Here is a 24201-nt window from a genome sequence, read left to right as displayed (position 1 = left end):
TTCTGGGTCAATTGATTGCAGTAATGTGGCCACTAATTTTGATGATGATATTTTTGGCGTCATGGGTAATATTTTACCATACTAGCTGCACTTTTTCTCTTCTTACCCCAATTTATTGAGCGGATACTAAATATTCTTGTATTTTACATAATAGTGAAAGTTGGGAAAATTTATTTAATCAACTTTTTTATCATTCGTATTATTCAGGCGAATCTAGAAACCCGGTTTCTTGGCGGGGGAACTTAGAAGTCGGGTTTCTTGGCGGGAGAACTTAGAAACCCGGTTTCTTGGCGGAGGAACCTAGAAACCGGGTTTCTTTATCGTAAGTTCTGATAAATTAAAAAAAGCGGAAAAAATTTATATCCTCTCCTAAAATTAAGGTAGTATTGACATTTAATTTTACGAACATAACTGAAAGATATAATCTATGACTCCAGAAACAATAGTTAAACAGTCTCTAGAAACAATTGGTACATACACAACATTTAGTGCTGAGAATTTCAACGCTTATGTGATGAACACTTACGGGCGTTTCCCCCTTGCCCTCGAACGGGGTCAAGGTTGTCGGGTTTGGGATACTGAAGGCAAAGAATATTTAGATTTTGTGGCCGGAATAGCTACTTGTACCTTAGGTCATGCTCATCCCGTGATGATGGCAACAGTGTCAGAGCAAATTCAAAGACTGCATCATGTGTCTAATTTATACTATATTCCAGCTCAGGGAGAATTAGCACAATGGTTAGTAGAACATTCTTGTGCTGACAAGGCATTTTTCTGTAATTCTGGAGCAGAAGCGAATGAAGCAGCAATCAAACTTGCCAGGAAATATGCCCATGAAAAGTTAAATATAGAAAATCCTACAATTTTGACTGCTCATGCTAGTTTTCATGGACGTACTTTGGCAACTATTACTGCCACTGGACAACCGAAATATCATAAAGGTTTTAGTCCGTTGATGCCAGGATTTTATTATGTTCCCTACAATGATATTGCTGCTATAGAAAAAGCGATCGCTCTCTTAGATAAAGATGAACGACAGGTTGCAGCTATTATGCTGGAACCCCTTCAGGGAGAAGGGGGTGTCCGTCCTGGTGATGTAGCTTATTTCCAAAGAATTAGGGAAATTTGTAATGAGAAAGGTATTCTTTTAATATTGGATGAAGTACAAGTAGGAATGGGACGTAGTGGCAAACTTTGGGGATATGAAAATCTGGGCATTGAACCAGATATTTTCACTTCTGCAAAGGGGTTAGGTGGCGGTATCCCCATTGGTGCAATGTTATGTAAATCTGACTGTGATGTGTTTGCGCCAGGAAGTCATGCTAGCACTTTTGGTGGCAACCCTTTTGCTTGCGCGGTAGCGTTGGCGGTTTGTCAAACTTTGGAACAGGAAAATTTATTGACAAATGTACAGCAGCGGGGGGAACAGTTGCGGGTAGGATTAAATGCTATTGCAACTAAGTATCCTAATTTGTTTACGGAAGTTCGCGGTTGGGGTTTGATTAATGGTATGCAGTTAAATGCAGATATCGAGTTGACTTCTATCGAGCTAGTTAAAGCTGCTATGAATGAAGGTTTATTAATCGTGCCAGCAGGTCCAAAGGTTTTGCGGTTTGTGCCTCCACTGATAGTTAATGAGACTGAAGTAACAGAGGGTATAAATATTTTAGCAAAAGCGATCGCTAATGTTGTTAAGTAGGTAGCGAAACACAGCGGATTCTACCAGGCGCGATGTACATCTACGCGGGCAAAATGCCCGCTAGTTATCAACATTTATAGGACTTACGCAAAATAAGGTATTGCCGTTATTGCGTTTTCGGCGCTTGAGCCGACATAAAACGCTACGCGACATGAAAAGCGCTGCGCTGGCGCTGCGCCAGCGACAGAGTTTCGCTCCGCGACATGAATGGGTCGCAGTCCGTCAGGATAGCAACCTCAAACCTTGAAATTTCGTTCCTCATGCGTAAGTCCTGATTTAATTATAAATAGCTGTAACTTTGAAAATGTCAAGAATTAAGTGCCTTTTTTTACCCGAAAAAATGCTGGCTTTTTAGTTCCTAAAACTGCAAAAAGTTTAAGCATTCAGCACTCAGCATTCAGCGGTCAGCTATTGATTTTATTTTGAGAAAAAAGCTTAATGATACGGTTGCCGATAAATCAGAAATTTTTCTGATACAAAATTCAGTTTTTACTTTCTTGATTCGTTTAAATATTCTCTTTAAGAACTGAGGTTTTTATTGCTGTTAGCGCAGCTCCGACCCAGGAGGTTAGCTGACAGCTAATAGCTGAATCCTTACCCAAAAAAATTAGCATTTTTAGAATAAAAGAAGTATCTTATTTTCTGTAAAAATTATTATTTTGACAACCTAAAATATCAATTATTTTTTATTGATATATGCTTTCTATTTTATGGGTATCTATAAATACAAAATATAAGCTAATAACAACCATGAAGACTGACACAGAAATTTGGAAAATGATCGAAAAAACGCCAGAATCTCTCAAACAAGAAGTTCTACATTATGCCAAGTATTTGATGGAAAACTACTCGAAAGATGTTGCCATAGAGCAGTATCCTTTAAAAAAACGTCGTTCTGGTATATTAAAAGGAACGTTTGTTTTACCATTACCTGATGATTTTGACGAGCCATTGGTAGATTTTAAGGAGTACATGGAATAAGTAATTTTTTGTTAGATACTCATACCTTTATTTGGTTATCTGAAAACGATCCTAATTTGCCTAATAACATAAGAAATATGATTGATGTAGCAGATAAAGTTTATCTAAGTATTGCTAGTCTCTGGGAAATTGCTATTAAGTTGAATATTGGTAAGTTATCACTGGAACAAAGCTATGAAACTATTCAAATTGAACTTGAATTCTCAGATATTCTCTTGCTACCTATTTCAGAGGTTATGGGAATGAATTGACAACTTAAAAATTGATCAAACTGTAAATGACTAATAGATATCTCCAAAAATCAAAAGTAAAATCAATTATTATTCCCTATTCCCTATTCCCTATTCCCTCTTTTCTGTAAATGACTAATAAAATTAATCATAAATTAAAACAATTAAAAATATGTCTAGTCGTAGGAGTAGCGATCGCTATCCTCTCCATTGCCCTCAGCACAATATTAACCCCTCCAACTCCAGTCAATGCCAAAATCACAACAGAAAAAGAAGTGCGGGGAGTCTGGATCACCAACGTTAGCAGTAGTGTATTATTCACTCCTTGGGCAATTAATCGCGCTCTCCGTCAACTTTCTCAACTCAATTTCAACACAGTTTATCCCGTAACCTGGAACCGGGGTAACACCTTTTACCCAAGTAAAGTCGCCAAAAAAGTTACAGGTAAATCTCAAGACTCTACTTTAGCTTTATTTCGTCTGGGGCGAGATGTACTCAAAGAAATATTTAAACAATCTCATCGCCAAGGTCTCCGAGTTATCCCTTGGTTTGAATATGGTTTCATGGCCCCAGTCAATTCTGTATTAGTCAAACGTCATCCCCATTGGGTAACAACGAGCATTGACAAAAACAGCAATTTTTCTGAAAGTATATTTGAATTAGAATTAAAAGATTTACTCCCGGAATCAGATGAAAAATCTTTATTAAACCAACTTCAGCAGTCACTCTCCATCAACAATGTTTGGCTGAATCCTATTAATCCCCAGGTGCAAAACTTTATTCTAGAGTTAATATTAGAAGTTGTGCAAAAATACGATGTCGATGGCATCCAAGTAGACGATCGCTTCGGAATGCCAGTACAATTTGGCTACGATCCGGTTACAGTACAACTTTATCGGCAACAACATCAAGGGAAAAATCCTCCAGAAGATTTTACCAACCCAGAATGGATGCAATGGCGAGCGAATCAAATTACTGCCTTCCTGGAAAGACTTTATAAATCTATCAAAGCTGTTAAACCCAACTGTATTGTCTCTGTATCTTCTAATCCTTATGATTTTTCCTACAATTTATATTTACAAGACTGGCAAACTTGGATCGAGAGAGGTTTTGTAGATGAATTTATTTTGCAGGTGTATAGAGATGGTTTATCTTCATTTGTAGAAGAGTTGGAACAACCTCCTGTCAAAAATACTAGAAATAAAATTCCTTTTAGTATTGGTATTCTCGCAGGAACCTTAAAAACCACTATGAGAATTGAGAAAATTCAAGAACAAGTGCAAGCAGTACGCGATCGCAACTTTGCCGGTGTATCTTTTTTCTATTGGGAAACTTTATGGAGTTATATGACTCCAGACTCACCCCAAGAGCGACGTATTCGGTTTAAGCAAATGTTTCCTACTTCTGTATCTCGTCCGAAAGAAACTTGATTAGGACTAAAGCCATGAACGTTACTGGTAGGGTGTGTTTTGCGTTCCGCTAACGCTACGCGACATGTAAAGCGTATCTCGTAACTGAGCAAGACGCTATATATAGTGCCTTTGCGTCCTGTTGATTATAGAAGTACAGGGAGTGTCTCACCCACCCAATAGTAGGAGCAGTTTTTAGCTAGAATTTTAATGTTTACTCTTAAGATTTACAGGACTAAAGCCACGCGAACCCAGAAACCCGGTACGAGCCTAGAAATCGGGTTTCTTTGCGTAAGTCCTAATTTACATAAACCCGCCCTACAGCGCTTTTCACTCTTGATGAACCACCGGACTGGAGCCATAACCACAACCTTGCAGGGACGCCCTTATGCAAGCTCTCTACTTTGGTCTACTGAAATGAAAATTGCTGTAATGCCCATCTATCTATTAGTGCTGTTAATCTATATAGGACTAAACCATGAGGTAGGAAAAACAGGGGTTTGAGATTGCTTCCTGTTGTCATATCGGAGGAAAATACGTTGCAGTTGCGTAAGTCCTGCTATATATAGCAACTCCCAAGGCGGTTAGGATGTATCAAAAGCCTAAAACCTAGACAAAGCCAGATTTTTCCTTCTGCTTTCAGCATAGCTGCCTTCTGCCTTCTGCTATAGTATAATATTTAATGCCAACCCAGTTTCTATAACTAAGAAAATATCTTTAATGTCACTTACCAAGTTGTACTATAATTTCTCCCAGACTACACCCCAACAAATTGGATGGGGTTTTTGGTTACAGTGGGTATTTTTCACTATTATCGGCTTTTTCCTCAGCTTAATATTTGTGGAAGTCGGAGTGAGACCCTATGTTGGAGCTTTTTCCGGAGCTATTGGTGGAGGTATCATTGGACTAACACAATGGTTGGTACTGAGAAATCTGATCTACCGCAGTAAATGGTGGATAGTGGTAAGCATTTTGACTTGGTTATTAATTGGGGCAGGTAGTTTGGGAGCATTAGGTTGGATCGCTCCCAGAACCGAACAAATTTGGCTAAGGTTATTTTACGGATTTATTAATGGTGCTATTGTGGGAGGGATTTTAGGATTAGGTCAATGGTTTGTCTTGAGGAAGCAAATATATTGGGAAGAGTGGTGGATGATTGCAAATATTATTGCTTGGGCAATTGGTTTATCTCTAGGTTGGGCAGTCGGTGGGTTGATTTATCAAGAGAGCGGTTTCTTTATTAGTGAGGTAATTGGTTTATCTGTCACCTGGTTTCTGGTTGCTGCAATTACAGGGATTGCTCTCATACGTTTGTATCCTGGTCGGTAGAATAGTCAGGATTTACGCAGAAACCGGGTTTCTTTGCATAAATTTTCTGGTTTGAACAACAATCTGCGCAATAACTTATAAACAGGACTTACGCATAAACGCAATTTTGTCATTGTGTCAGCGCAGCTTTGGGAAGCGCAAGCCACAGCGTTTTGCGCTCCGCGACATGAATGCTCCGCATTCCAGACCGAAAGCAATCTCAAACCTTTAAATTTCCTTCCCCATGGGTAAGTCCTAATAAAATTATTATGTTTTGCTTTTCTTGCACCTAAATTCTGTAATATTTAACTTCAAACAACTACTTTGATAACCAGTAAGCTAAACTTATATGACTGAATGGCCTAGTTTATTACAGCAATTACTTGATAATCAATCTTTATCTTCCTCTCAAGCCTCAAATTTAATGCAAAAATGGCTACAAGAAGAAATTCCACCTGTTCTCTCTGGAGCAATTTTAGCCGCCTTACAAGCTAAAGGTGTTTCTGCTGAAGAATTAGCTGGTATGGCAAAAGTATTACAATCTTTATCATTGACAAAAGAACATAATGATGATAAACAAAACATGAACCACTTCCAATACCCAGTCATTGATACCTGTGGTACTGGTGGGGATGGAGCTTCTACATTCAATATTTCTACTGCTGTTGCTTTTGTTGTAGCTGCGGCCGGAGTACCAGTAGCTAAACATGGCAACCGTTCCGCTTCTGGTAAAGTTGGTTCCGCTGATGTTTTGGAAGCATTAGGAATAGCTTTGAGCGCTCCCACAGAAAAAGTAAGATCTGCTTTATCTGAGGTAGGAGTTACTTTTTTATTTGCACCAGGTTGGCATCCAGCAATGAAGTCTGTAGTTCCTCTACGTCGTACTTTGAAGGTAAGAACTGTATTTAATCTTTTGGGTCCTTTAGTTAATCCTTTGTGTCCCCAAGGTCAAGTTATTGGGGTGTACAATCCTAACTTAGTAGAAACTGTGGCTCAAGCTTTGGGAATATTAGGATTAGAATCTGGGATTGTTCTCCACGGTAGAGAAAAACTTGATGAAGCTGGTTTGGGGGATATTACAGATATAGCTATTTTATCTAATGGTAAGGTAAAAATGACAACTGTTAACCCTCAAGATTTAGGCTTGAATCTTGCCCCAATAAGTGCTTTACAGGGTGGAGATGTGGCCAAAAATGCAGAAATTCTCAAGAATGTCCTTCAGGGTAAGGGAACTTCTGCACAGACAGATGTGGTTGCTTTGAATAGTTCTTTAGCACTACAGGTAGCAGGTGTTGTACCATTAGAAGCTCATGGAGAAGGTATTAGTAAAGCTAAAAATATTCTCCAAAGTGGGGCAGCTTGGTCAAAGTTAGAACAGTTAGTTAAATTCTTACGAATCTGAAAAATTTCTAGATTTGAAATGAAAAAAACCTTCTGCATATTTAGAGTAACACAGCCTTCGTTTGCTGTCACAACCTAGAAGGTTGTGTTACCAATAGACGATTAGATCAGGACTTACCCATGAACGCTATCTGCATATTTAGAGTAACACAGCCTTCGTTTGCTGTAACAACCTAGAAGGTTGTGTTACCAATATTTAAACATTTCTAGCTTCTAACCACCAGAACGTACCTTCAATTCTACTACATTTTCCTTGATGGTTATATCATAGGAGCCAAAAAAATTTTGCCCCAGTAACCCTAATTCTTGATCTGCATCTGTAGGAGCAACAGCAACATCAAATTGGCTAAGTGTTAAACCTCCCGCAGAAATAGAACCAACTTTGCCAACCCCTAATTGTACATCTTTGCCATCCGCTAAAGTAAAATTTCTTTTTTCTAAAGTTATAACTTTGAGAGTTTTTGCCATTTCTTGAGTAATTAAAGTAGAACTTGCACCAGTATCTAAAATCATTTCATAAGTTTGATTACCATTAAAAGTAACATCAATTACCGGACTACCTCCGCGACGACTTTTGATTGGTATTTGATATATTCCTGCTACTGTAGTTGTTGAAGTTGATACTTGTTCTGATAATTCTTCTACAGATAGATTACAAATTGATATGGTTAAATCTTTCCTATTGCCAGCTTGGTCAAGTATAAAACATCCTGGATATTCTTGAGCGATCGCTGTGGTACAAATAAATGTTGTTAATAATATGGATGGTATTTTCCCAAAAATAGTTTTAACCTGTTGTTGCTGTTGAAAATTTTGCTTAATTTGCTTAAATAGACTTCTATTAGTAGAATTATAGAGTGAAAAATTTTCCATCATTATTACTTTTTCAGAATATCAATTATTTGTTTATGATTAAGTTCTAAACTTTAAGTTAATTTTATCTAATTTTTAGGGAATAGGTATGGAGGGAATAGGTGAGAATTTTAGTTTTTTTATTTACTTAGGACTTACGCACGCGCAACGTATTTCTGTCATTGCCCGCGAGGAGCGTTGGCGAAGCAGTCCGTCAGGATAGCAATCTCAAGCCAAGAAAATTCCGCTCCTCATGGCTTTAGTCCTGTTAATATGATGAGGACTAAAGCCATGAGGTACGAAAAACAGGGGTTTGAGATTGCTTCCCGACCGTCGTATCGGACGAAAATACATTGCACTTGCGTCAGTCCTGATTATATTCTAAATAACCTAAGTAAAGAATGATGCAAATAATAAAATTTAGTATTTCAAAACTATAGATTTAGCTGGATGTCTTGATAACTAAATAATATAGCAATATGAAGAAACTTCTAAAAAAAACTGTAAGGGTTTGGTCTCCAAACGAAATCTAAAATAGGATTTAGCTATTGGTAGGGTGCGTTTCGCTGCGCGATATGAAAAGCGTAGCGTAACGCACCTATACTCTGTATATAGAGCCTTTGCGTAAGTCCTGATGAAGAAATTTCTCAAAAAAAACTGTAAAGGTTTGGTCTCTAAACGAAATCTGAAATAGGATTTAGATACTAAATCCCTACTAGACAGACACAGCTAATGAGTGTGCATGATTGGCGGGTTTATATAAATCTTAGAGTAAGCATGAAAATTCTAGCTAAAACCCGCCCCTACCCCATGCAACATTTTATCTGTATCTGTCTACTAAAATAAATTAGAATTGCTATAAATAAAAGGACTCAAATTTTAAATTAAAAGCTGCAAGAGGAATTAATAATGTCAATCTCAGGTCAACCCGCTTTACTTGTTCTAGCAGATGGAACTGCTTACCGTGGTCTATCTTTTGGCGCTCCAGGAACTACCATCGGAGAAGTAGTATTCAATACAGGAATGACTGGTTATCAGGAAGTCCTCACCGACCCAAGTTATAGTGGGCAAATTGTTACTTTTACTTATCCAGAATTGGGAAATACAGGAGTTAACCCGGAAGATGAAGAGTCCAATCAACCACACATCAAAGGGGTGATCGCTCGTAATATTTGTCCACGTCCTAGTAACTGGCGCTCTACTCAATCTTTATCAGAATATCTTATAAAACATAAAATTCCGGGAATTTATGGTATAGATACTCGTGCTTTGACTCGCAAAATTAGGACTGTCGGAGCCATGAATGGGGCAATTTCTACAGAAATTCTTAGTCCAAATGAATTGTTAGAACAAGTCCAATCTGCTCCTAGTATGGCTGGATTAAATTTAGTTCAGAAAGTCACAACTAAAGAAGTATATGAATGGTCAGAAACAACTAATTCACATTGGGAGTTTAACCCTTCTGTTTCTGGTAATACGGAAGAAAATTTTACAGTTGTTGCCATAGATTTTGGAGTGAAAAAAAATATCCTACGACGTTTAGCTAGTTATGGTTGCCGAGTTGTAGTTGTTCCTGCTAATACCCCAGCAGCAGAAATTCTGAAGCATAACCCTGATGGTATATTTCTGTCTAATGGTCCTGGAGACCCATCTGCTGTAACAGAGGGGATTGAAACTACTAAAGAGTTGCTAAAATCATCTAAGCCTGTGTTTGGCATTTGTATGGGACATCAAGTCCTTGGTCTAGCTCTGGGAGCTGAAACTTTTAAACTAAAATTTGGTCACCGGGGTCTTAATCACCCAGCGGGTTTACAGCAGCAAGTAGAGATTACCAGTCAAAATCATGGCTTTGCAATTAAGGCAGATTCTTTAGTGCCTGAAGTAGAAATTACTCACCTTAACTTAAATGACCGAACTGTTGCTGGTTTACGACATAAATCTTTGCCTTTGTTCTCTGTCCAGTACCATCCTGAAGCAAGTCCTGGTCCTCACGATGCTGATTACTTGTTTGAACGTTTTGTTCAAGCAATGGAAGATTCTCGAAAAGCTACAGCCAAAATATGATATTATCTCACGGTTAACCTTAAAATAGAAATCTGATTTTGTTTGCAAATCTTGACTATTGGTTAAAATCTTCCATTGTTTCAATTTAGACATTTGTCTATAAAAACAAGTCATTATATAGTAGACAAATTTCACTTTATGGAGTAAAATATCTATTCTAAATTATGCAGAATCAAGCGAGGAGGGTGTTATTCCTGAACAATTAACCCTGACTGTGAGCCTGAGAGGCACTCAAGACGTCAAGGATAACTACCAGCTATTCCGCCTAACAGGGTTATTAGATGCCTTCTCAGAAGCTACTTTTAGCAAAACGCTGAAGAAAAAAATCGATCAAGGACCAAAAAATATTATCTTGGATTTGTCCAAGATAGACTTTGTTGATAGCTCTGGATTAGGAGCACTTGTGCAACTGGTAAAGTATACCCAACAATATAAAGGTGCTTTGCAGATAGTTTCTAATGCTCGTGTAACTCAAACAGTTAAGTTGGTTCGTTTAGAGAAGTTTTTATCTTTACGAACTTCACTAGATGAAGCTATCGAAAACTTCAAAAAGTCTTGACCAGGCAATGCAAAAACCAATTATCTAAATCTAGATAGATTTTATCTCCCGTCAGAAAACAAAACTCTAGACGGGGGTCATCTATCAGATAAGTTATACCGTTTTACTGTAGCCAGAAGATTAGATTTGATTAACTAAAAACCTTAATCAGACATTTTTAAGTGGGAAACTATTTCTGATATTCCTAAAGTAATTTGGTATGATAGATAAATATTTCGGATAGAAAATGAGGGATAGATTAATGTTTGATCAAGTAGAAATGATAACCTTAAAAGGAGAATAATTAGTTTGCATGAGTTAAACTACCCTATCCTCACACCAGCAGAAATTCAAAGAATTTCGCCTTCAGCTTGGGCGTATTTAGGAGATGCTGTTTATGAATTGTATATTCGGAATTACTACTTGATACCACCGAAGCGATCGCATTACTATCATCAATTAGTTGTGGCCCAAGTTAGGGCAGAAACTCAAGCCGATCATTTACATAATTTGAAGCCACATCTTACCAGTGCAGAGTTAGATATTCTGAAGCGAGGACGTAATGCTACTTTTGGGAAACCAAAAAGATTAGACCCAGAGGTTTATCAACAAGCTACGAGTTTAGAGACTTTAATTGGATATTTATATTTGACCGATCCTCAAAGATTAAATCAATTATTAGGTTATATAGCATTAGATTAATATTCGGGAAAATAAGGGAGTAGGAATTAATGAATAATGAATAATGGATGATTAATAATGGATAATTACTTCTCCCTTTTAGAGCTATGCTTTATAAAAATCTTTACTTAATATAAAACGCGACTCTATAAGATCAATAAACCTTGCCATCTCACCCTCCGCCGGGAAGCTCCGCTAACGATTGCTAATAAAGCTGAATTATTTGATTATTAATTCTTAGGTAAAAATAATTAAGGTTTGCTAATTAGCCGAAAATCAAGGGATAATTCTTCTTCTGTAATTCCTATTCCTGCTGGATTGCAGGATGTCTGGATTCTGGCTTCTCCTTGCTACTAAAATACTTTTACGGTTCCCGATAAATCAGCAAACCCTAATTATTTCAACAGTTAAAAATTTGACTTTATTATTTCTGTAAAATATAAAGAGGGAACAGGGAAAATAATTTTTTTTCATCATAAATAATGAAAAAAAATTGATTATATTTGGGATTTTTGGAGATGTTTATTTGATAAATATTATTGGTATTAAACTAGATTTGCTATAAGATTATGTCTACGAAAAATTTGAAATTAAATTCTCAAGAAAAACCGCAAAAAAAGAAACAAATTAAACTAAAAGATATACAGCCCAAAAATGATAGTTCCACAAATATCAATGACGAAAATGATGATTTAATCTACGGACGACATAGTGTGCAAGCTGCTCTCCAGAGTGAACGATATTTAAACCGAATTTGGATTATTCCTCCACTGCGATACGATCCCCGGTTTCATACATTACTAAATGAAGCGAAAACCAAAGGTACAATTATAGATGAAGTAGACGATCGACGCTTAACTCAAATTACCCATAGAAAAAATCATCAGGGTATAGCAGCTCAAGTATGTCCTTATCAGTATAAAGAACTTCACGAATTAATATCTCAAGCAAAATCCAAAACCGAGCAACCTGTATTGTTGGTAGCTGATGGTCTCAACGATCCTCATAATTTAGGAGCCATTATTCGTACTGCAGAAGCTCTGGGAATACAAGGTTTAATTATTCCACAAAGACGAGCCGTGGGAATAACTTCCACTGTGACCAAAGTTGCAGCAGGAGCCTTAGAAAATTTTCCTGTAGCTAGAGTTGTTAATCTTAGCAATGCTTTGGAAGAGTTGAAGAAAGAGGGTTTCTGGATATATGGTACTGTGGCAAATGATGGGGAACCTATCCATACCATAAAATTTACCGGAGCTATTGTTTTAGTTGTTGGTAGCGAAGCAGAGGGTTTAAGTCTTCTTATTCAAAAAAACTGTGACGTCTTAGTTTCTATACCAATGTCGGGAAGTACCCCTAGTTTAAATGTATCAGTAGCAACTGGTATGGCCATTTATGAAATACATCGTCAACGCTGGTCAAAAAGTTTGCGTATGTAATAGATAGGACTTACCCATGAACACTATAGTGGACTGACACACAATGGTGCGTTACTTTTTGGTTATGGGTAGACAAGGAGGACAGGTAGATAAGGTAGACAAGGTAGATAAGGTAGATAAGGTAGATAAGGTAGATAAGGTAGACAAGGTAGATAAGGTAGACAAGGTAGACAAGGTAGATAAGGTAGACAAGGTAGATAAGGTAGACAAGGTAGATAAGGTAGACAAGGTAGATAAGGTAGACAAGGTAGATAAGGTAGATAAGGTAGATAAGGTAGACAAGGTAGATAAGGTAGATAAGGTAGACAAGGTAGATAAGGTAGACAAGGTAGATAAGGTAGATAAGGTAGACAAGGTAGAAAAAATCGCTCTGCACAGTTTTAGGTGTGTCAGTGTAGTAGTGCATTGTTTCACCTAAAATAGCTTTTTTCGTCACCCCATCCCCCCATCCCCCTCCATCACCCCATCTCCCATTTTCTAATGCACCATTTAAGATGAAAAAGTCCAGTAGGGTGTGTTTTGCGTTCCGCAAAGCTCCGCTTTATATGTCGGCTCAAGCGCCGAAACGCTACGGGACATGAAAAGCGGACTTGGTAACGCACCAAGAACCTATCTATCAGTGCCTTTCTTTGCGTAAGTTCTAATAAAAAAATCAGGACTAAAGCCATGAACGCTATGGGTAGGGTGTGTTTTGCGTTCCGCAAAGCTCCGCTTTATATGTCGGCTCAAGCGCCGAAACGCTACGGGACATGTAAAGCGTATGTCGTAACTGAGCAATACTCCATATATAGTGCCTCCCGTGTAAGTCCTGAAAATAATAGAATTTTTGGGAAATAACTTAGTTAGGAAAAAATGAAAACTCAAACCTATTAATACTTTTAACTACTCCCTACTCCCTAAGATATAAAATTTGAAATTTTGAGTAACTTCTAAAAAGACTAAAGGGTACATAATATAAGTAATTTAATAACTTATTAATATGTCTGACTTATGAGAAAAATGTTACACGATTAAAAAACAGAAGTTGCTTAGTATAAGTATCAAAAATAATTTGTGAAAAAAAACTGTGGGGATGGAGTTTCCAAATCCCATTTTGCTAAGGTTTGGATACTAAACCCCTACTATAAAATATTGGAACCTATTGAAAATTGCTATATTACAAACCTAATACTAGCTTTTTTTACTATAATAAAGAGTCACTATAGTTTCCAGAACTTAGTTTAGTCATGGATTAAATTTTCCCTGGATAGTTCACTTATAACTTCTAAACTTGGAAGTTATCAATATGATTGGAAATTAAAATCAGTACATTCAATAATCAATTACTAATAGTCAGACTTTTAAATAACATGAAAGAAACATTCGTCAATATTCTAAACTTATCTGGAATAGCTTGGTGGGTTAAAATTTCTACTACAAACCCCCATTGCACTTATTATTTTGGTCCTTTTGTCACAGATCAAGAAGCTAAAAATGCTGAGACAGGTTATATAGAAGATTTGGAAGGTGAAGGCGCTCAAGTTATTCAGGTTTCTATTGAGCAGTGTCAACCTGAAGAATTGACTATATCTGATGAATTGCCAAATACTAAGGTAATGGTAAATTCTGTATTGAGCTAAACGATAGATCTGTATCAGGACTTACGCACGCGCAACGTATTTCTGTCATTGCACTACTCGCAGCGCCAGGGACAGCTTTTGCTGAGCATTCCCTTTGCGTAGTATTCCGTAGGAAAGGAAAGCAATCTAAAATGACCAAAGCTCTTTCCTAATGCGTAAGTTCTGTGTATGATAATTTCAGAGTTTCTTTCCATGAGACTGATAAAATTACTATTGCATCGCTTATAATTTACAGCACTTTCCGTTGTTATAGCAGCTATGCTGAAGACAGCTATGCTGAAGGCAGAAGGAAAAATCCTGCTCTGTCTGGGTTTTAGACTTTTGATGCGTCCGCCCCCTTGGCTTCGGCTCCTATATCAGCTACGTACATTGCGGGCAAGATGCCGACACGACAATACTTTCACCATTTACCCTCTACCTGTAAAAGTGAAAAAAGTCAAGTTTAGTTCTGGTTGAAGAGTCTAAAATGTGTTTGGTGATGCTCTATCCAATTTTCAATATCTGTTAGCACTTGGTTAGGAATTTCCCAAGGAAATAAATGAGCAGTATTGGGATAGCATTGCCAAATAGCATTTTTGAGGTGAAGAGCAGTTTCTTGACTAGACTCAGGAGTAATATGGCGATCGCTCTCCCCTGCTAATACTAAGCAAGGACATTTAATCTGGGATATTTCGGTTAATCTATTATAACCTTCTTTTAAAGCTTGATTCAAAGCTCTAGTTGCTATTTTAGAAGTTTGCCAATAAGCGGGAACTGCTTCTTTTGCTAGGTATTGATAGGTAGCAGGAGTGTGATGTTGGATGAGATATCGAAATAGCGATCGCTTGCCAAAGGTATTAATATTCCATTGCCAACCAGGCACAAAATAATTTATGATTCCGGCTAAACCTGTATAAAAATTATCTTGCCAAGTTATGGGTGGATGATTACTTCGAGGTCTTGCTGCTGTAGAAATTAAGATTAAACCTGCAACTTTCTCTGGGTTTCTCAGAGCTAATTCTATGCCAATAATTCCACCTAATGACCATCCTAAGATTAAATATCTAGAGATTTGCAGTTGTTCGAGAAGTTTTTCTAAGTCTATTAAATGTTGAGTAATTTTAAAGTTGGTTTTCGTAGAACTTTTGCCGTATCCTCTTAAGTCTGGAGCAATAGTTTGAAATTTTTGGGATAGAGAGTTGGTAAAGACTGACATACATTGACTATTACCTGGATGTCCGTGGAGACAGAGAATAGGAAAACCTGCTCCTTGGAGTTGAAAATGTAGGGGTGATAATGGGAACATAATTCTTATTTTGTCATCTCAAAATACTTTACCAGGACTTACGCAGAGACGCTATATATAGAGCCCAAAACTATTGGACAATAGTTTTTGAACTCTATACATAGTACCTTTGTGTAAGTCCTGAACTTGATTCACCAAAAACGAAAAAAATTTATGGTTTATCGATATATATTGTTTAATAAACCCTATAATGTTTTGAGTCAGTTTACTGACAACTCTGATAGTAACCATCGACATCATACTTTAAAAGAGTACATTTCAGTTGATTCAGTATATCCAGTTGGTAGATTAGACCAAGACAGTGAAGGTTTGTTACTCTTAACCAATCACGGACAACTTCAACATAGACTAACTGATCCTAAATTTGCTCATCCTCGTACTTATTGGGTGCAAGTAGAACGAATACCAGATACCACAGCATTGAAGCAACTAGAGGAGGGTATAACTATCAAAAATTATAGAACACGACCTGCAAAAGTTAAATTATTATCTGTAGAACCCTCTCTACCACCCCGCAACCCACCCATTAGATTTCGTAAAACTGTACCTACTGCATGGTTAGAAATCATGATCACAGAAGGTCGAAATCGTCAAGTACGAAGGATGACAGCAGCAGTAGGTTTTCCCACATTGCGGTTAGTAAGAATAGCGATCGCTGATCTTCGTCTTGATGAACTCAAACCTGGTGAGTGGCGAGACTTAAATTCAACTGAAATTGCATCCTTATTCAAATTCAAAAGTAAGATTTGAGAGACCCAAAACTTTATTAAAAGTCAAAATTAAAAAGTAATATTTTGCAGGAGTAATTGATGATTTATGGGTAATAATTGATTATATTGTTAATTTTTGTAGATGTCTATTAGACATCTCCAATTTTATCGAGAAATTATTAATTCTTTCTTTCTGCTCCCTGTTCCCTCTCTCAACTAGGAAATTCCTAAAAGCACGACTACTTACTAAGGATTACAAATTAAATGTAGCTTTAATTCTCTTTTATGCTCACACTTAAAGCCAGAATCGCACCATTTTTGCACATTCACCTCTGAAAGTTTTGCTATATCCGTACATTTTGGTTCAATGAACTGACTTGCAAATGCCCACATTAAACTACGAATAACATCTAAACCTGCCTTGAGAAGAGATTCACGATTTCCTGGTATACCTTTTTGCTCAATAATATCAGTTTCTACCCAAATTCCATGAGAACCCAGAATAATTTGTCCTAACCATTTTGCTCTCGGTAAATGAGTACGAGATGTCACTAATTTAATATGTTTAACTCCCCATTTCTCCAAAATTGGCAGACTAAAAAAGAAGTTACCAAAAGTAGATTTAGAGCAATATTCTAACCAAACCCGATCTAAAGGAGCATTTGCTTGTCGAAATAATCCCACAACACAGGGTTCTGCGGAACCACTAGAAATTAATATAGGTATTTCAGGATATTTTTTAGCGATTTGAGCAATATAAATTTCCCGTTTAATACTACCACCCAAAACCAAGTAAGCATCAACAGGAGCTTTTGCTGCTGAGTTAAGCAAAATAGTATTTCCTACTAACCAAACTAATAGACCAGAAATTATTGGTAAAAATACCAACAAGAGTATTTTTTTAATTTTTTTGTTTCTACGAATAGTTAAATTTTCTCCCATATACTCCTAGTTTCATCTTATTAGTTTGATACGGATTTGGAGACCAAACCCCTACAATCCTTTCTTATAAATCATTTACAAAACACAGCAGTGGCAGCCGGAAAGATCCCGTAGCCAACATTCATTTAATTTTTATAGTTCCTCCGCCAAACATTCATTTAGTTTCTCTTCTTTTTTTCACTATTATTCCGCAAAAATTCCCCAACAATAGCTATCGCTCCAGAGCCGATAATTAGAATTACACTAAGGGCATTAATATCAGGTTTTACCCCTGTACGAATCCGACTAAAAATTTCCATTGGCAATGTGGTTGCGCCACTCCCTGCGGTAAAACTAGATATTAAAAAATCATCCATACTTAGTACAAAAGCTAATAGACATCCAGACACAATTCCTGGTATTAATTGAGGTAATAATACTTTGATAAAAGCTTCTAATGGGGTTGCTCCTAAATCAAGGGCAGCTTCTTCTAAATTAGGGTCTAAATCTGCTAATCTGGTGGAAACAACTAAGCCTACATAAGCTAAACAAAAAACAATATGGGCGGCAATAATTGTCCATAAACTTAATCTAATAGCTAATGCAGCTAAGAATACTAAAGTAGCTACAGCGATCGCGATATCAGGAATAATTAATGGCAAATAAGAAATACCTAAATATAAGGACTTACCACGAAATTTATATTTGGCTAAACCTACTGCCATTAAAGTACCAATAACTGCTGAAACAGCTACAGCCAAAATAGCTACAGTTAAACTGGTTTGGAGAGCAGTTAAAATTCTTGTATCTTGAAAAAGTTTGACATACCATTGCAGGGTAAAACCTTCCCATCCGGCACTATATTTGGATTTATTAAAACTATAAAAAGTTAATACAAAAATCGGCAAGTACATGAACAAAAACATGGAAATTGTAAATATTACCTGCCAAGAAATCTGAAGTTTAAGTTGAGATTTAGACATATCTATTGGGATATCATCTTCTTTAGTTGTTACTGTATTTGTCATCTTGAAACTTGTTAGTTAATCTTAATTTTTTGTTAAAAATATTTTAGCAATTAATAACAATTAATAATTAATAATTAACCCTTCTTCAAAGAAAGGGATTGACTAAAAGGAAAATTTTTGATTTATTCCCTAGGATAGGGGAGGCTTCCAGACGTGAATTGTTGAATGAATAATTATTGACTATCAACTTTTAATTATTAATTATTAACTATTCGGTAAGCATTTCCTGCGGAATGCTGTGCAAACAGCTATTAGTTATTAGCTCTTCCTGCGGAATGCATTCGTATTGAGCTTTTGAACAAATCAAGCAAATTACAAATTAAAGGTAAGATGATGAATGAAATTATTTATGCGCTTTAATTCTTGATTTGGTGTGATAGTTAAGTTAATAACTTGAAGTTCCTCTGAATAAGACTAGCTGATAGCTGACTCCTATATTACTTTTGAATGCATAAATTTTGACTTTTGACTTTATTTAGAGGGTCTACCGTCACCAAATTTTAGTAAGAGAGCGATCGCTATACTCACTCCTAAAATTAACACCATACTCAAAGATGAACCAAAACCCCAATTTTGAGTAGCTCCTAAAAACTGATTATAAATTAATCGAGCAGCGGTCATACTTGAAGCTCCACCTAATAATTCTGGGTCTACAAAATCTCCCAAAGAAATGATAAAAACTAATAAAGAACCTGCTGCAATACCAGGTAAACTTTGGGGAACTGTGACTTTCCAAAAAGTTTGGATAGGAGTAGCACCTAAATCTGATGATGCTTCTAATAATCTCCGGTCTAATTTTTCTAAAGAGGCATAAAGAACTGTTACAATATAAGGTAAATAACTGTAACTCATACCTATTAAAACTGCCGGAGTTCGATTCAATATTTCTAAAGGAGGTAATCCGATAATCCCAATAATTGAATTTAATACACCAGTAGGACGTAGAATTGTAATCCAAGCATAAGAACGTAGCAAAGATGAAGTCCAAAGTGGTAAAACAAAACCTAATAAAAGTAAGTTTCGCCATTTTTTGGGTGACATTAAAGCAATCCAATAAGCTACAGGAAAACCTAATAATAAACATAAAATTGTTGTACCTATAGCTAAATATATTGAACGCCAAATTACTTTTAAATTCAGAGGTTCAAAAACTCGTAAATAGTTAGCAATACCATCAGGAATTACTAAATCTCCTGGTCGAATATTTTCGACTAAACTCAGCTCAAAAATTACTAAAGTTGGAAATACTAATAAAAATAGTAACCATACACCTGCCGGACCTAATAAAACTGTAGGACCTAAAATTTTGGAAAATATTTGACTTATATTATTTTTTGACTGAGAATTAAGAATAGATGGTTTAGTCATAATCAGTTATGGCGCTAGGCGCTAGGGAACAGGGAACACTTAACTGGGAATAGGGGGGAGTAATTATAGCGCTAGGCGCTAGGAAACAGGGAACACTTAACTGGGAATAGGGGAGACTAATTGATGATATTTTTAATTTTTGAGGATGTCTAATTATCAGCTTTCAGTTCAAGTTAAAATTTGAAAACTTAATAACTTGAAAAAAGTTGGTAGAATAATTCCATAAAATAAACTTAGGAACTTGTCTTCTTCCTTATTTACTTCTTCCTTATCTACTTCCTTCTTCTTCCTTCCTCTTTTTAAAACTTAATAACTTAAAAAAAAGTTGGTAGAATAATTCCCTCAAATAAACTTAGAAATTTGTCTTCTTTCTTCCTCCTTTTTTCTTCCTCCTTCCTCCTTGTTCCTTCTTCCTTCTTCCTTAAATTATCCACTTGTTAATTGAGTCCAATATTTGTCATAAACTTCTTCCCAAGATTCACCCAATGGAGCTATACCTTCACAGTTTTGAATAACTGACTCTGGAGCAAATAAAGTAGGGTCTTCTTTGATTTCTTCTGGTAACATTTCATAAGCTGCACGAGAAGCTGTGGCAAAACTAAGTCTTTCCACAACTTGAGCTGCTACATCTGGCTGTAAAATAAAGTTAATCCATTGATAAGCACCATCTCGGTTAGGAGCATTTTTGGGAATGACTAATGTATCCGTCCACAAGGATGAACCACTACTGGGAACAACATATTCTAAATCTTCATTTTCTGGTTGAACTTCCGCAGCATCAGAAGAATAACACATTGCAATCAACAAATCTTCCACCAACATTTGAGCTTGCCAACCATATGTAGTAAAAGAAGCGATCGCTGGTTTGAGTCTCAGTAACTCTTCATAAGCTTGCTTAATATGTTCTTCATTAGTAGAATTATAAGAATATCCTAATTTTCTTAAAGTACACCCCATCACCTCACGGACATCATTGATTAAAGTCATCCGCTTTGATACCAAATCTTGATTTTCCCAGAGATATTCCCAATCATCAGGAGTTGTTGGTAACAATTTGCTATTGTAAATTAAACCAGTAGTTCCCCAAGCTACGGGTACACTATAGGCATTACCTGGATCGTATATAGGGTTTTGAAATTGAGGAAATAGATCCTCCAAACCAATAATTAGAGACTGGTCTAACTCTGTCAGCAAATTTAGCCCAGCCATTTTTTTCACCATATAGTCAGATGGATAGATGATACTATAAGCTCCACCTCCTCCCGCTTGGATTCTAGCTAGCATTGATTCATTAGAGTCAAACACATCTGCGGTTACTTTAATTCCAGTTTCATCGTAGAAGCGATCAAGCATATCTTGATCTGTGTAGCCAGCCCAAGTATAAATATAGAGTGAATCTGGATCGCCCTGTGTTGGAGGATCGGATTTCACTTCGGCTAATTTCCAACCACAACTGGATAGAGTTGAAACTGCGATAGTAGCTGCTGACGCTTTCAAAAATTTACGTCTAGAATTATTACCAATTTTGGGGTAAATTGATTTAGCTACATCATGCTGGTATTTCTGTAAATTAGTTGGAGGCACGGTAGTTATAAAAGTTCAAGGTCACAAGTAAGTCTAGGTTGAAGTTTTAAATATGTTTAATTACTTTTTATGATTCACTTAAAGCCAAACAATGGTGTTTTGCCCAATAAACATAGATAGGAGTATTGGGGTCAGGCAATGTTCCTTCAGTATTTGGTTGCCTCACCATTACCTGCTCGCCTGACAACAAATTTACTTGATAATGTACATGAGTTCCCAAATACATTACATTAATTAACCTGCCTTCAAAACAATTTTCTGATACATCTGGAGAATAAAGACTTATACTAACCTTTTCTGGCCGCACACTTACAAATACTGAAGCACCACCATATATTTCTCCATTTTTTTGACTCACTTGTGGTTGTTGTACAAAAATCTTCAGACCACTATTTGTCTTCACAACCAGATGAGAGTCATCATTATATTCGACCCGACCTTGAAATAAATTTGTATCTCCAATAAAATCTGCCACAAACGGACTTGCGGGGCGTTCATAAATTTCTTGGGGAGAACCTATTTGCTCTATTCTGCCTTCGTGCATTACCGCAATACGGTCGGACATACTCATGGCCTCTTCCTGGTCGTGAGTCACCATTACAAATGTCACCCCCAAATTTCGGTGTAAATTGGACAATTCCATTTGCATTTGTTTGCGTAATTTCAAGTCTAAGGCACCAAGGGGTTCATCTAATAATAATACTGCTGGACGATTTACTAAAGCCCTAGCTAAAGCTACCCGTTGTTGTTGTCCACCAGATATTTGATTCGGATAGCGCTCGGCAAATTTCTCCATTTTCACTAACTGTAGAGCTTGTGCTACCTTTTCCTCAGTTTCTACTTTTCCTAAACCTTTGATTCGGAGTCCAAAAGCAATGTTATTTTCAACAGTTAGATGGTTGAATAAAGCGTAGCTTTGAAAAACAGTGTTGACTGGGCGACGATAAGCCGGAATTTGGCTCATCGATTTACCCCTAATCATTATTTCACCTGCTGATGGGGTTTCAAATCCAGCTATTAAGCGTAATGTGGTAGTTTTACCACAACCAGAAGGGCCGAGAATACTGAAAAATTCTCCTTGACGAATATTGAAGTCCACGCCTCGTACTGCTGCATGGCCATCAAATACTTTGAAGACTTTACGCAATTCAACGTCGTTTTGGGTTTTGGTTAGGGTTGTCCCAATATTTAGTGCAGTTTGAGTCATAATTGCTATGTTTTAATTTGGGAATATGATTGGGAAATTGGGTCTTAATAAATTTAAGTATGAGATTGTTTAGTATTTTAAATTATTTTTAAGGTCTTTGTAGTTCATTTCACTTCAGTGAAGTAAAACACTAACAGGTATCTTGTCTGTTTTATAGATAAAGTATAACTATCTTGGCTGTAATAGCTATACCAGACTTTATTTCAGTCTTCCGATAATTTAGAGGAAGGTAGAAGGAAAAGAAAAATTCAAAGGAAGAATCTTTTTTCAATAATTGTCAAAGTATGATATAATAAAAGTTTTATTTATAACTCAATGCCTCCTGATTTCAGGAGATACTAATAACTGAAATGACCCTTATCCTATTAAATATGAAGAAGTTAAATTGTTTGCAGATATAGCTGGTGAAAAAACAATTTCTGCAACCAGAGAAGGGCAACAAATTGTGATTGAAATTAAAAGTTTTGTGACTCCCTCTCCGATGCTTGAATTTGAAACAGCATTAGGACAATACTTAATTTATCAAACATTTCTTTCTATAGCGCTGCTTTTAGGGAAGAGGCAACAGGGAACAGGTATGGAGGAAGAATGAATAGCCTATAATATAAAGTTTTTAGCTATTCGACACCTCCGGCAATTTGTAAATATTAAGTGCGCACATTGCTATATTATACATCCTAGTTATCAAGTTTATTTAGCAGTTGATCGCGAAATTTATGATTTTTTTTTGTACAAGTTGCAATTGAATTAATACTGCAAAAATATCAAATTATACTATTAGTAATTGACGTCAAAAAAGAGGAGATTATTAAATGTACAAATTGATTAATTATCAAACAGGTTATCGCTCCTGATATTGATTAGCTATTAATGTTTAATGACCAAAGAAGTAAATATCCTTGGTTTAATATTGGTTGGAAAAATGGTCAAATAATTAAAGCAATTTCTGTTTATATTCGGATTAAAAATGAGAAGATTTATATTCAGGAAGATTGGACGGAAGAAGGAATTGCTAATGAGTTATTAAGGGAAAATGTACCAAAAGAAGATATTCTTTTACCTTTCTACGATCTGGAAACTCTTAATTTAACTGAGTTTGCTGTTGTTTAAATAACAGGAAATACCTCTAGAATACTAAATTAATTTTAATTTTATCACTCATCTTTTTTATCTAAAGATTCTTCTGTTTTATCCGATGATTCTTCAATTTTTTCTTGTTCTTCCCATTCAGAAACTGGTTTAGTTATTATATTTTTGAAGTTGATAGATAACAACAAAATAGATACTTTTTCCGGTGCTTCTCCCTCCAATTCTAATTGAGAATATATAAATCTATTATCAAAGTCTGGTTGACCTAAAAATAAACGATTTGTTTTACCATCTTTAAGTTGAATTTCTAAAGTTATTTCTGGTTTTTCTAAACCATATTCTGATAACTGAGAAACTGAAGTAGTAATTGAGTGATCGCTTTTGAGATTTTCTAGTTCATCTAACAAAAATTCGACTGTTTGTAAATCAGCTTTTTTGGCTATAGGTGCAGTTATATTCCAAGATTTTTCTTCTGCTTGTTCGTCAATCTTTAAAGTTAATATTCCTGACTTTTGTTTGATAGTAACAGCCTGAATTTGTTCGTCCTCAAAATCAAACACTCGTTTTCTTTGTTCTTGAATTTCTGCTTGCTTTTGTTTACCTACAATTTCAAATAAGTAAACGAATCCTCCTAAAGTAAGTGCTATTAACATTAATATTAAAGTTGTTTTTTGAATTTTCATATTATTTATTTAAGGAAGTAGGGAGTAGATGGCCACTTGCCCCTATAAATCCTATAATATTACTCAGGACTTACGCAAGTGAACCCAGAAACCCGGTACGAGGGTAGA

22 protein-coding genes and 1 pseudogene are annotated in these 24201 nt (G+C 36.2%); 15 read left to right on the top strand and 8 right to left on the bottom strand.

What is annotated here, in order from left to right:
* Window positions 1-427 precede the first annotated feature (427 nt).
* The 6 genes from VKJ25_RS16470 (at window position 428) to trpD (ending at window position 7029) form a co-directional block, all read left to right on the top strand.
* A complete protein-coding gene (locus VKJ25_RS16470) occupies window positions 428-1699 on the top strand; it encodes an aspartate aminotransferase family protein (protein WP_324237723.1) in 1272 nt (423 codons plus the stop codon).
* 750 nt (window positions 1700-2449) lie between these two features.
* The gene (gene vapB, locus VKJ25_RS16465; RefSeq protein WP_324237722.1) at window positions 2450-2680 is read left to right on the top strand and encodes a type II toxin-antitoxin system VapB family antitoxin; all 231 of its coding nucleotides are present in this window, start codon (window positions 2450-2452) and stop codon (window positions 2678-2680) included.
* 8 nt (window positions 2681-2688) lie between these two features.
* Window positions 2689-2931 carry a type II toxin-antitoxin system VapC family toxin gene (locus VKJ25_RS16460; protein ID WP_324237721.1) on the top strand — a complete coding sequence of 81 codons (243 nt, stop codon included), beginning with the start codon at window positions 2689-2691 and terminating at the stop codon, window positions 2929-2931.
* Between the two features lie 110 nt (window positions 2932-3041).
* Window positions 3042-4340, top strand: a complete 1299-nt coding sequence (locus tag VKJ25_RS16455; RefSeq protein WP_324237720.1) for a glycoside hydrolase family 10-like protein — start codon at window positions 3042-3044, stop codon at window positions 4338-4340.
* Window positions 4341-5039: 699 nt separating this feature from the next.
* Window positions 5040-5648 (top strand): hypothetical protein, encoded by a 609-nt coding sequence (locus VKJ25_RS16450; protein ID WP_324237719.1) that lies wholly within the window; start codon window positions 5040-5042, stop codon window positions 5646-5648.
* 328 nt (window positions 5649-5976) lie between these two features.
* On the top strand, window positions 5977-7029 hold the full coding sequence (gene trpD, locus VKJ25_RS16445; protein ID WP_324237718.1) for an anthranilate phosphoribosyltransferase: 1053 nt from the start codon (window positions 5977-5979) through the stop codon (window positions 7027-7029).
* Window positions 7030-7241: 212 nt separating this feature from the next.
* Here the strand turns inward: trpD and VKJ25_RS16440 are convergent, their stop codons facing one another.
* On the bottom strand, window positions 7242-7904 hold the full coding sequence (locus VKJ25_RS16440; RefSeq protein WP_324237717.1) for a retropepsin-like aspartic protease family protein: 663 nt from the start codon (window positions 7902-7904) through the stop codon (window positions 7242-7244).
* An 885-nt stretch (window positions 7905-8789) separates the two neighbouring features.
* Here VKJ25_RS16440 and carA point away from each other — a divergent pair.
* From carA to VKJ25_RS16410, 6 genes are all read left to right on the top strand, one after another.
* Entirely contained in the window at window positions 8790-9944 is a 1155-nt protein-coding gene (gene carA, locus VKJ25_RS16435; protein WP_324237716.1) for a glutamine-hydrolyzing carbamoyl-phosphate synthase small subunit, read from the top strand.
* A gap of 208 nt (window positions 9945-10152) precedes the next feature.
* Window positions 10153-10503, top strand: coding sequence for an STAS domain-containing protein (locus tag VKJ25_RS16430; protein WP_324237725.1), 351 nt, complete (start codon window positions 10153-10155; stop codon window positions 10501-10503).
* Between the two features lie 288 nt (window positions 10504-10791).
* Entirely contained in the window at window positions 10792-11184 is a 393-nt protein-coding gene (locus tag VKJ25_RS16425) for a Mini-ribonuclease 3 (protein WP_324237715.1), read from the top strand.
* Between the two features lie 548 nt (window positions 11185-11732).
* Complete coding sequence (gene rlmB, locus VKJ25_RS16420) at window positions 11733-12599, top strand: 23S rRNA (guanosine(2251)-2'-O)-methyltransferase RlmB (protein WP_324237714.1); 867 nt, start codon at window positions 11733-11735, stop codon at window positions 12597-12599.
* 43 nt (window positions 12600-12642) lie between these two features.
* On the top strand, window positions 12643-13017 hold the full coding sequence (locus tag VKJ25_RS16415) for a hypothetical protein (RefSeq protein ID WP_324237713.1): 375 nt from the start codon (window positions 12643-12645) through the stop codon (window positions 13015-13017).
* A gap of 931 nt (window positions 13018-13948) precedes the next feature.
* Entirely contained in the window at window positions 13949-14218 is a 270-nt protein-coding gene (locus VKJ25_RS16410) for a DUF1816 domain-containing protein (protein WP_324237712.1), read from the top strand.
* Window positions 14219-14660: 442 nt separating this feature from the next.
* Here VKJ25_RS16410 and VKJ25_RS16405 read toward each other — a convergent pair whose 3' ends face one another.
* The gene (locus VKJ25_RS16405) at window positions 14661-15503 is read right to left on the bottom strand and encodes an alpha/beta fold hydrolase (RefSeq protein ID WP_324237711.1); all 843 of its coding nucleotides are present in this window, start codon (window positions 15501-15503) and stop codon (window positions 14661-14663) included.
* A gap of 153 nt (window positions 15504-15656) precedes the next feature.
* On the opposite strand from VKJ25_RS16405, the gene VKJ25_RS16400 reads away from it, so the two are divergent.
* Window positions 15657-16253 carry a pseudouridine synthase gene (locus tag VKJ25_RS16400; RefSeq protein WP_324237710.1) on the top strand — a complete coding sequence of 199 codons (597 nt, stop codon included), beginning with the start codon at window positions 15657-15659 and terminating at the stop codon, window positions 16251-16253.
* A gap of 206 nt (window positions 16254-16459) precedes the next feature.
* On the opposite strand, the gene VKJ25_RS16395 is transcribed toward VKJ25_RS16400, so the two are convergent.
* The 5 genes from VKJ25_RS16395 to VKJ25_RS16375 form a co-directional block, all read right to left on the bottom strand.
* Window positions 16460-17155, bottom strand: coding sequence for a YdcF family protein (locus VKJ25_RS16395; RefSeq protein ID WP_324237709.1), 696 nt, complete (start codon window positions 17153-17155; stop codon window positions 16460-16462).
* A 158-nt stretch (window positions 17156-17313) separates the two neighbouring features.
* A complete protein-coding gene (locus VKJ25_RS16390) occupies window positions 17314-18162 on the bottom strand; it encodes an ABC transporter permease (RefSeq protein ID WP_324237708.1) in 849 nt (282 codons plus the stop codon).
* 471 nt (window positions 18163-18633) lie between these two features.
* On the bottom strand, window positions 18634-19530 hold the full coding sequence (locus VKJ25_RS16385; RefSeq protein WP_324237707.1) for an ABC transporter permease: 897 nt from the start codon (window positions 19528-19530) through the stop codon (window positions 18634-18636).
* Between the two features lie 426 nt (window positions 19531-19956).
* Window positions 19957-21054: an ABC transporter substrate-binding protein gene (locus VKJ25_RS16380; RefSeq protein ID WP_375340340.1), complete on the bottom strand. Its 1098-nt coding sequence runs from the start codon at window positions 21052-21054 to the stop codon at window positions 19957-19959.
* Window positions 21055-21181: 127 nt separating this feature from the next.
* Window positions 21182-22321, bottom strand: coding sequence for an ABC transporter ATP-binding protein (locus VKJ25_RS16375; RefSeq protein ID WP_324237706.1), 1140 nt, complete (start codon window positions 22319-22321; stop codon window positions 21182-21184).
* Window positions 22322-22682: 361 nt separating this feature from the next.
* Between VKJ25_RS16375 and VKJ25_RS16370 the strand changes: the two are divergent.
* Together VKJ25_RS16370 and VKJ25_RS16365 are read left to right on the top strand one after the other, a co-directional pair.
* Window positions 22683-22913 (top strand): annotated as a pseudogene (locus VKJ25_RS16370) (element excision factor XisH family protein); the annotation flags it as partial.
* A gap of 278 nt (window positions 22914-23191) precedes the next feature.
* Window positions 23192-23431 (top strand): element excision factor XisI family protein, encoded by a 240-nt coding sequence (locus VKJ25_RS16365; protein WP_324237705.1) that lies wholly within the window; start codon window positions 23192-23194, stop codon window positions 23429-23431.
* A gap of 44 nt (window positions 23432-23475) precedes the next feature.
* On the opposite strand, the gene VKJ25_RS16360 is transcribed toward VKJ25_RS16365, so the two are convergent.
* On the bottom strand, window positions 23476-24093 hold the full coding sequence (locus tag VKJ25_RS16360) for a DUF4340 domain-containing protein (protein ID WP_324237704.1): 618 nt from the start codon (window positions 24091-24093) through the stop codon (window positions 23476-23478).
* Window positions 24094-24201: the final 108 nt, after the last annotated feature.

The organism is Okeania sp., from assembly GCF_035285525.1.
Lineage (GTDB): Bacteria > Cyanobacteriota > Cyanobacteriia > Cyanobacteriales > Microcoleaceae > Trichodesmium.
This window is presented reverse-complemented; position numbering and strand designations above follow the sequence as displayed.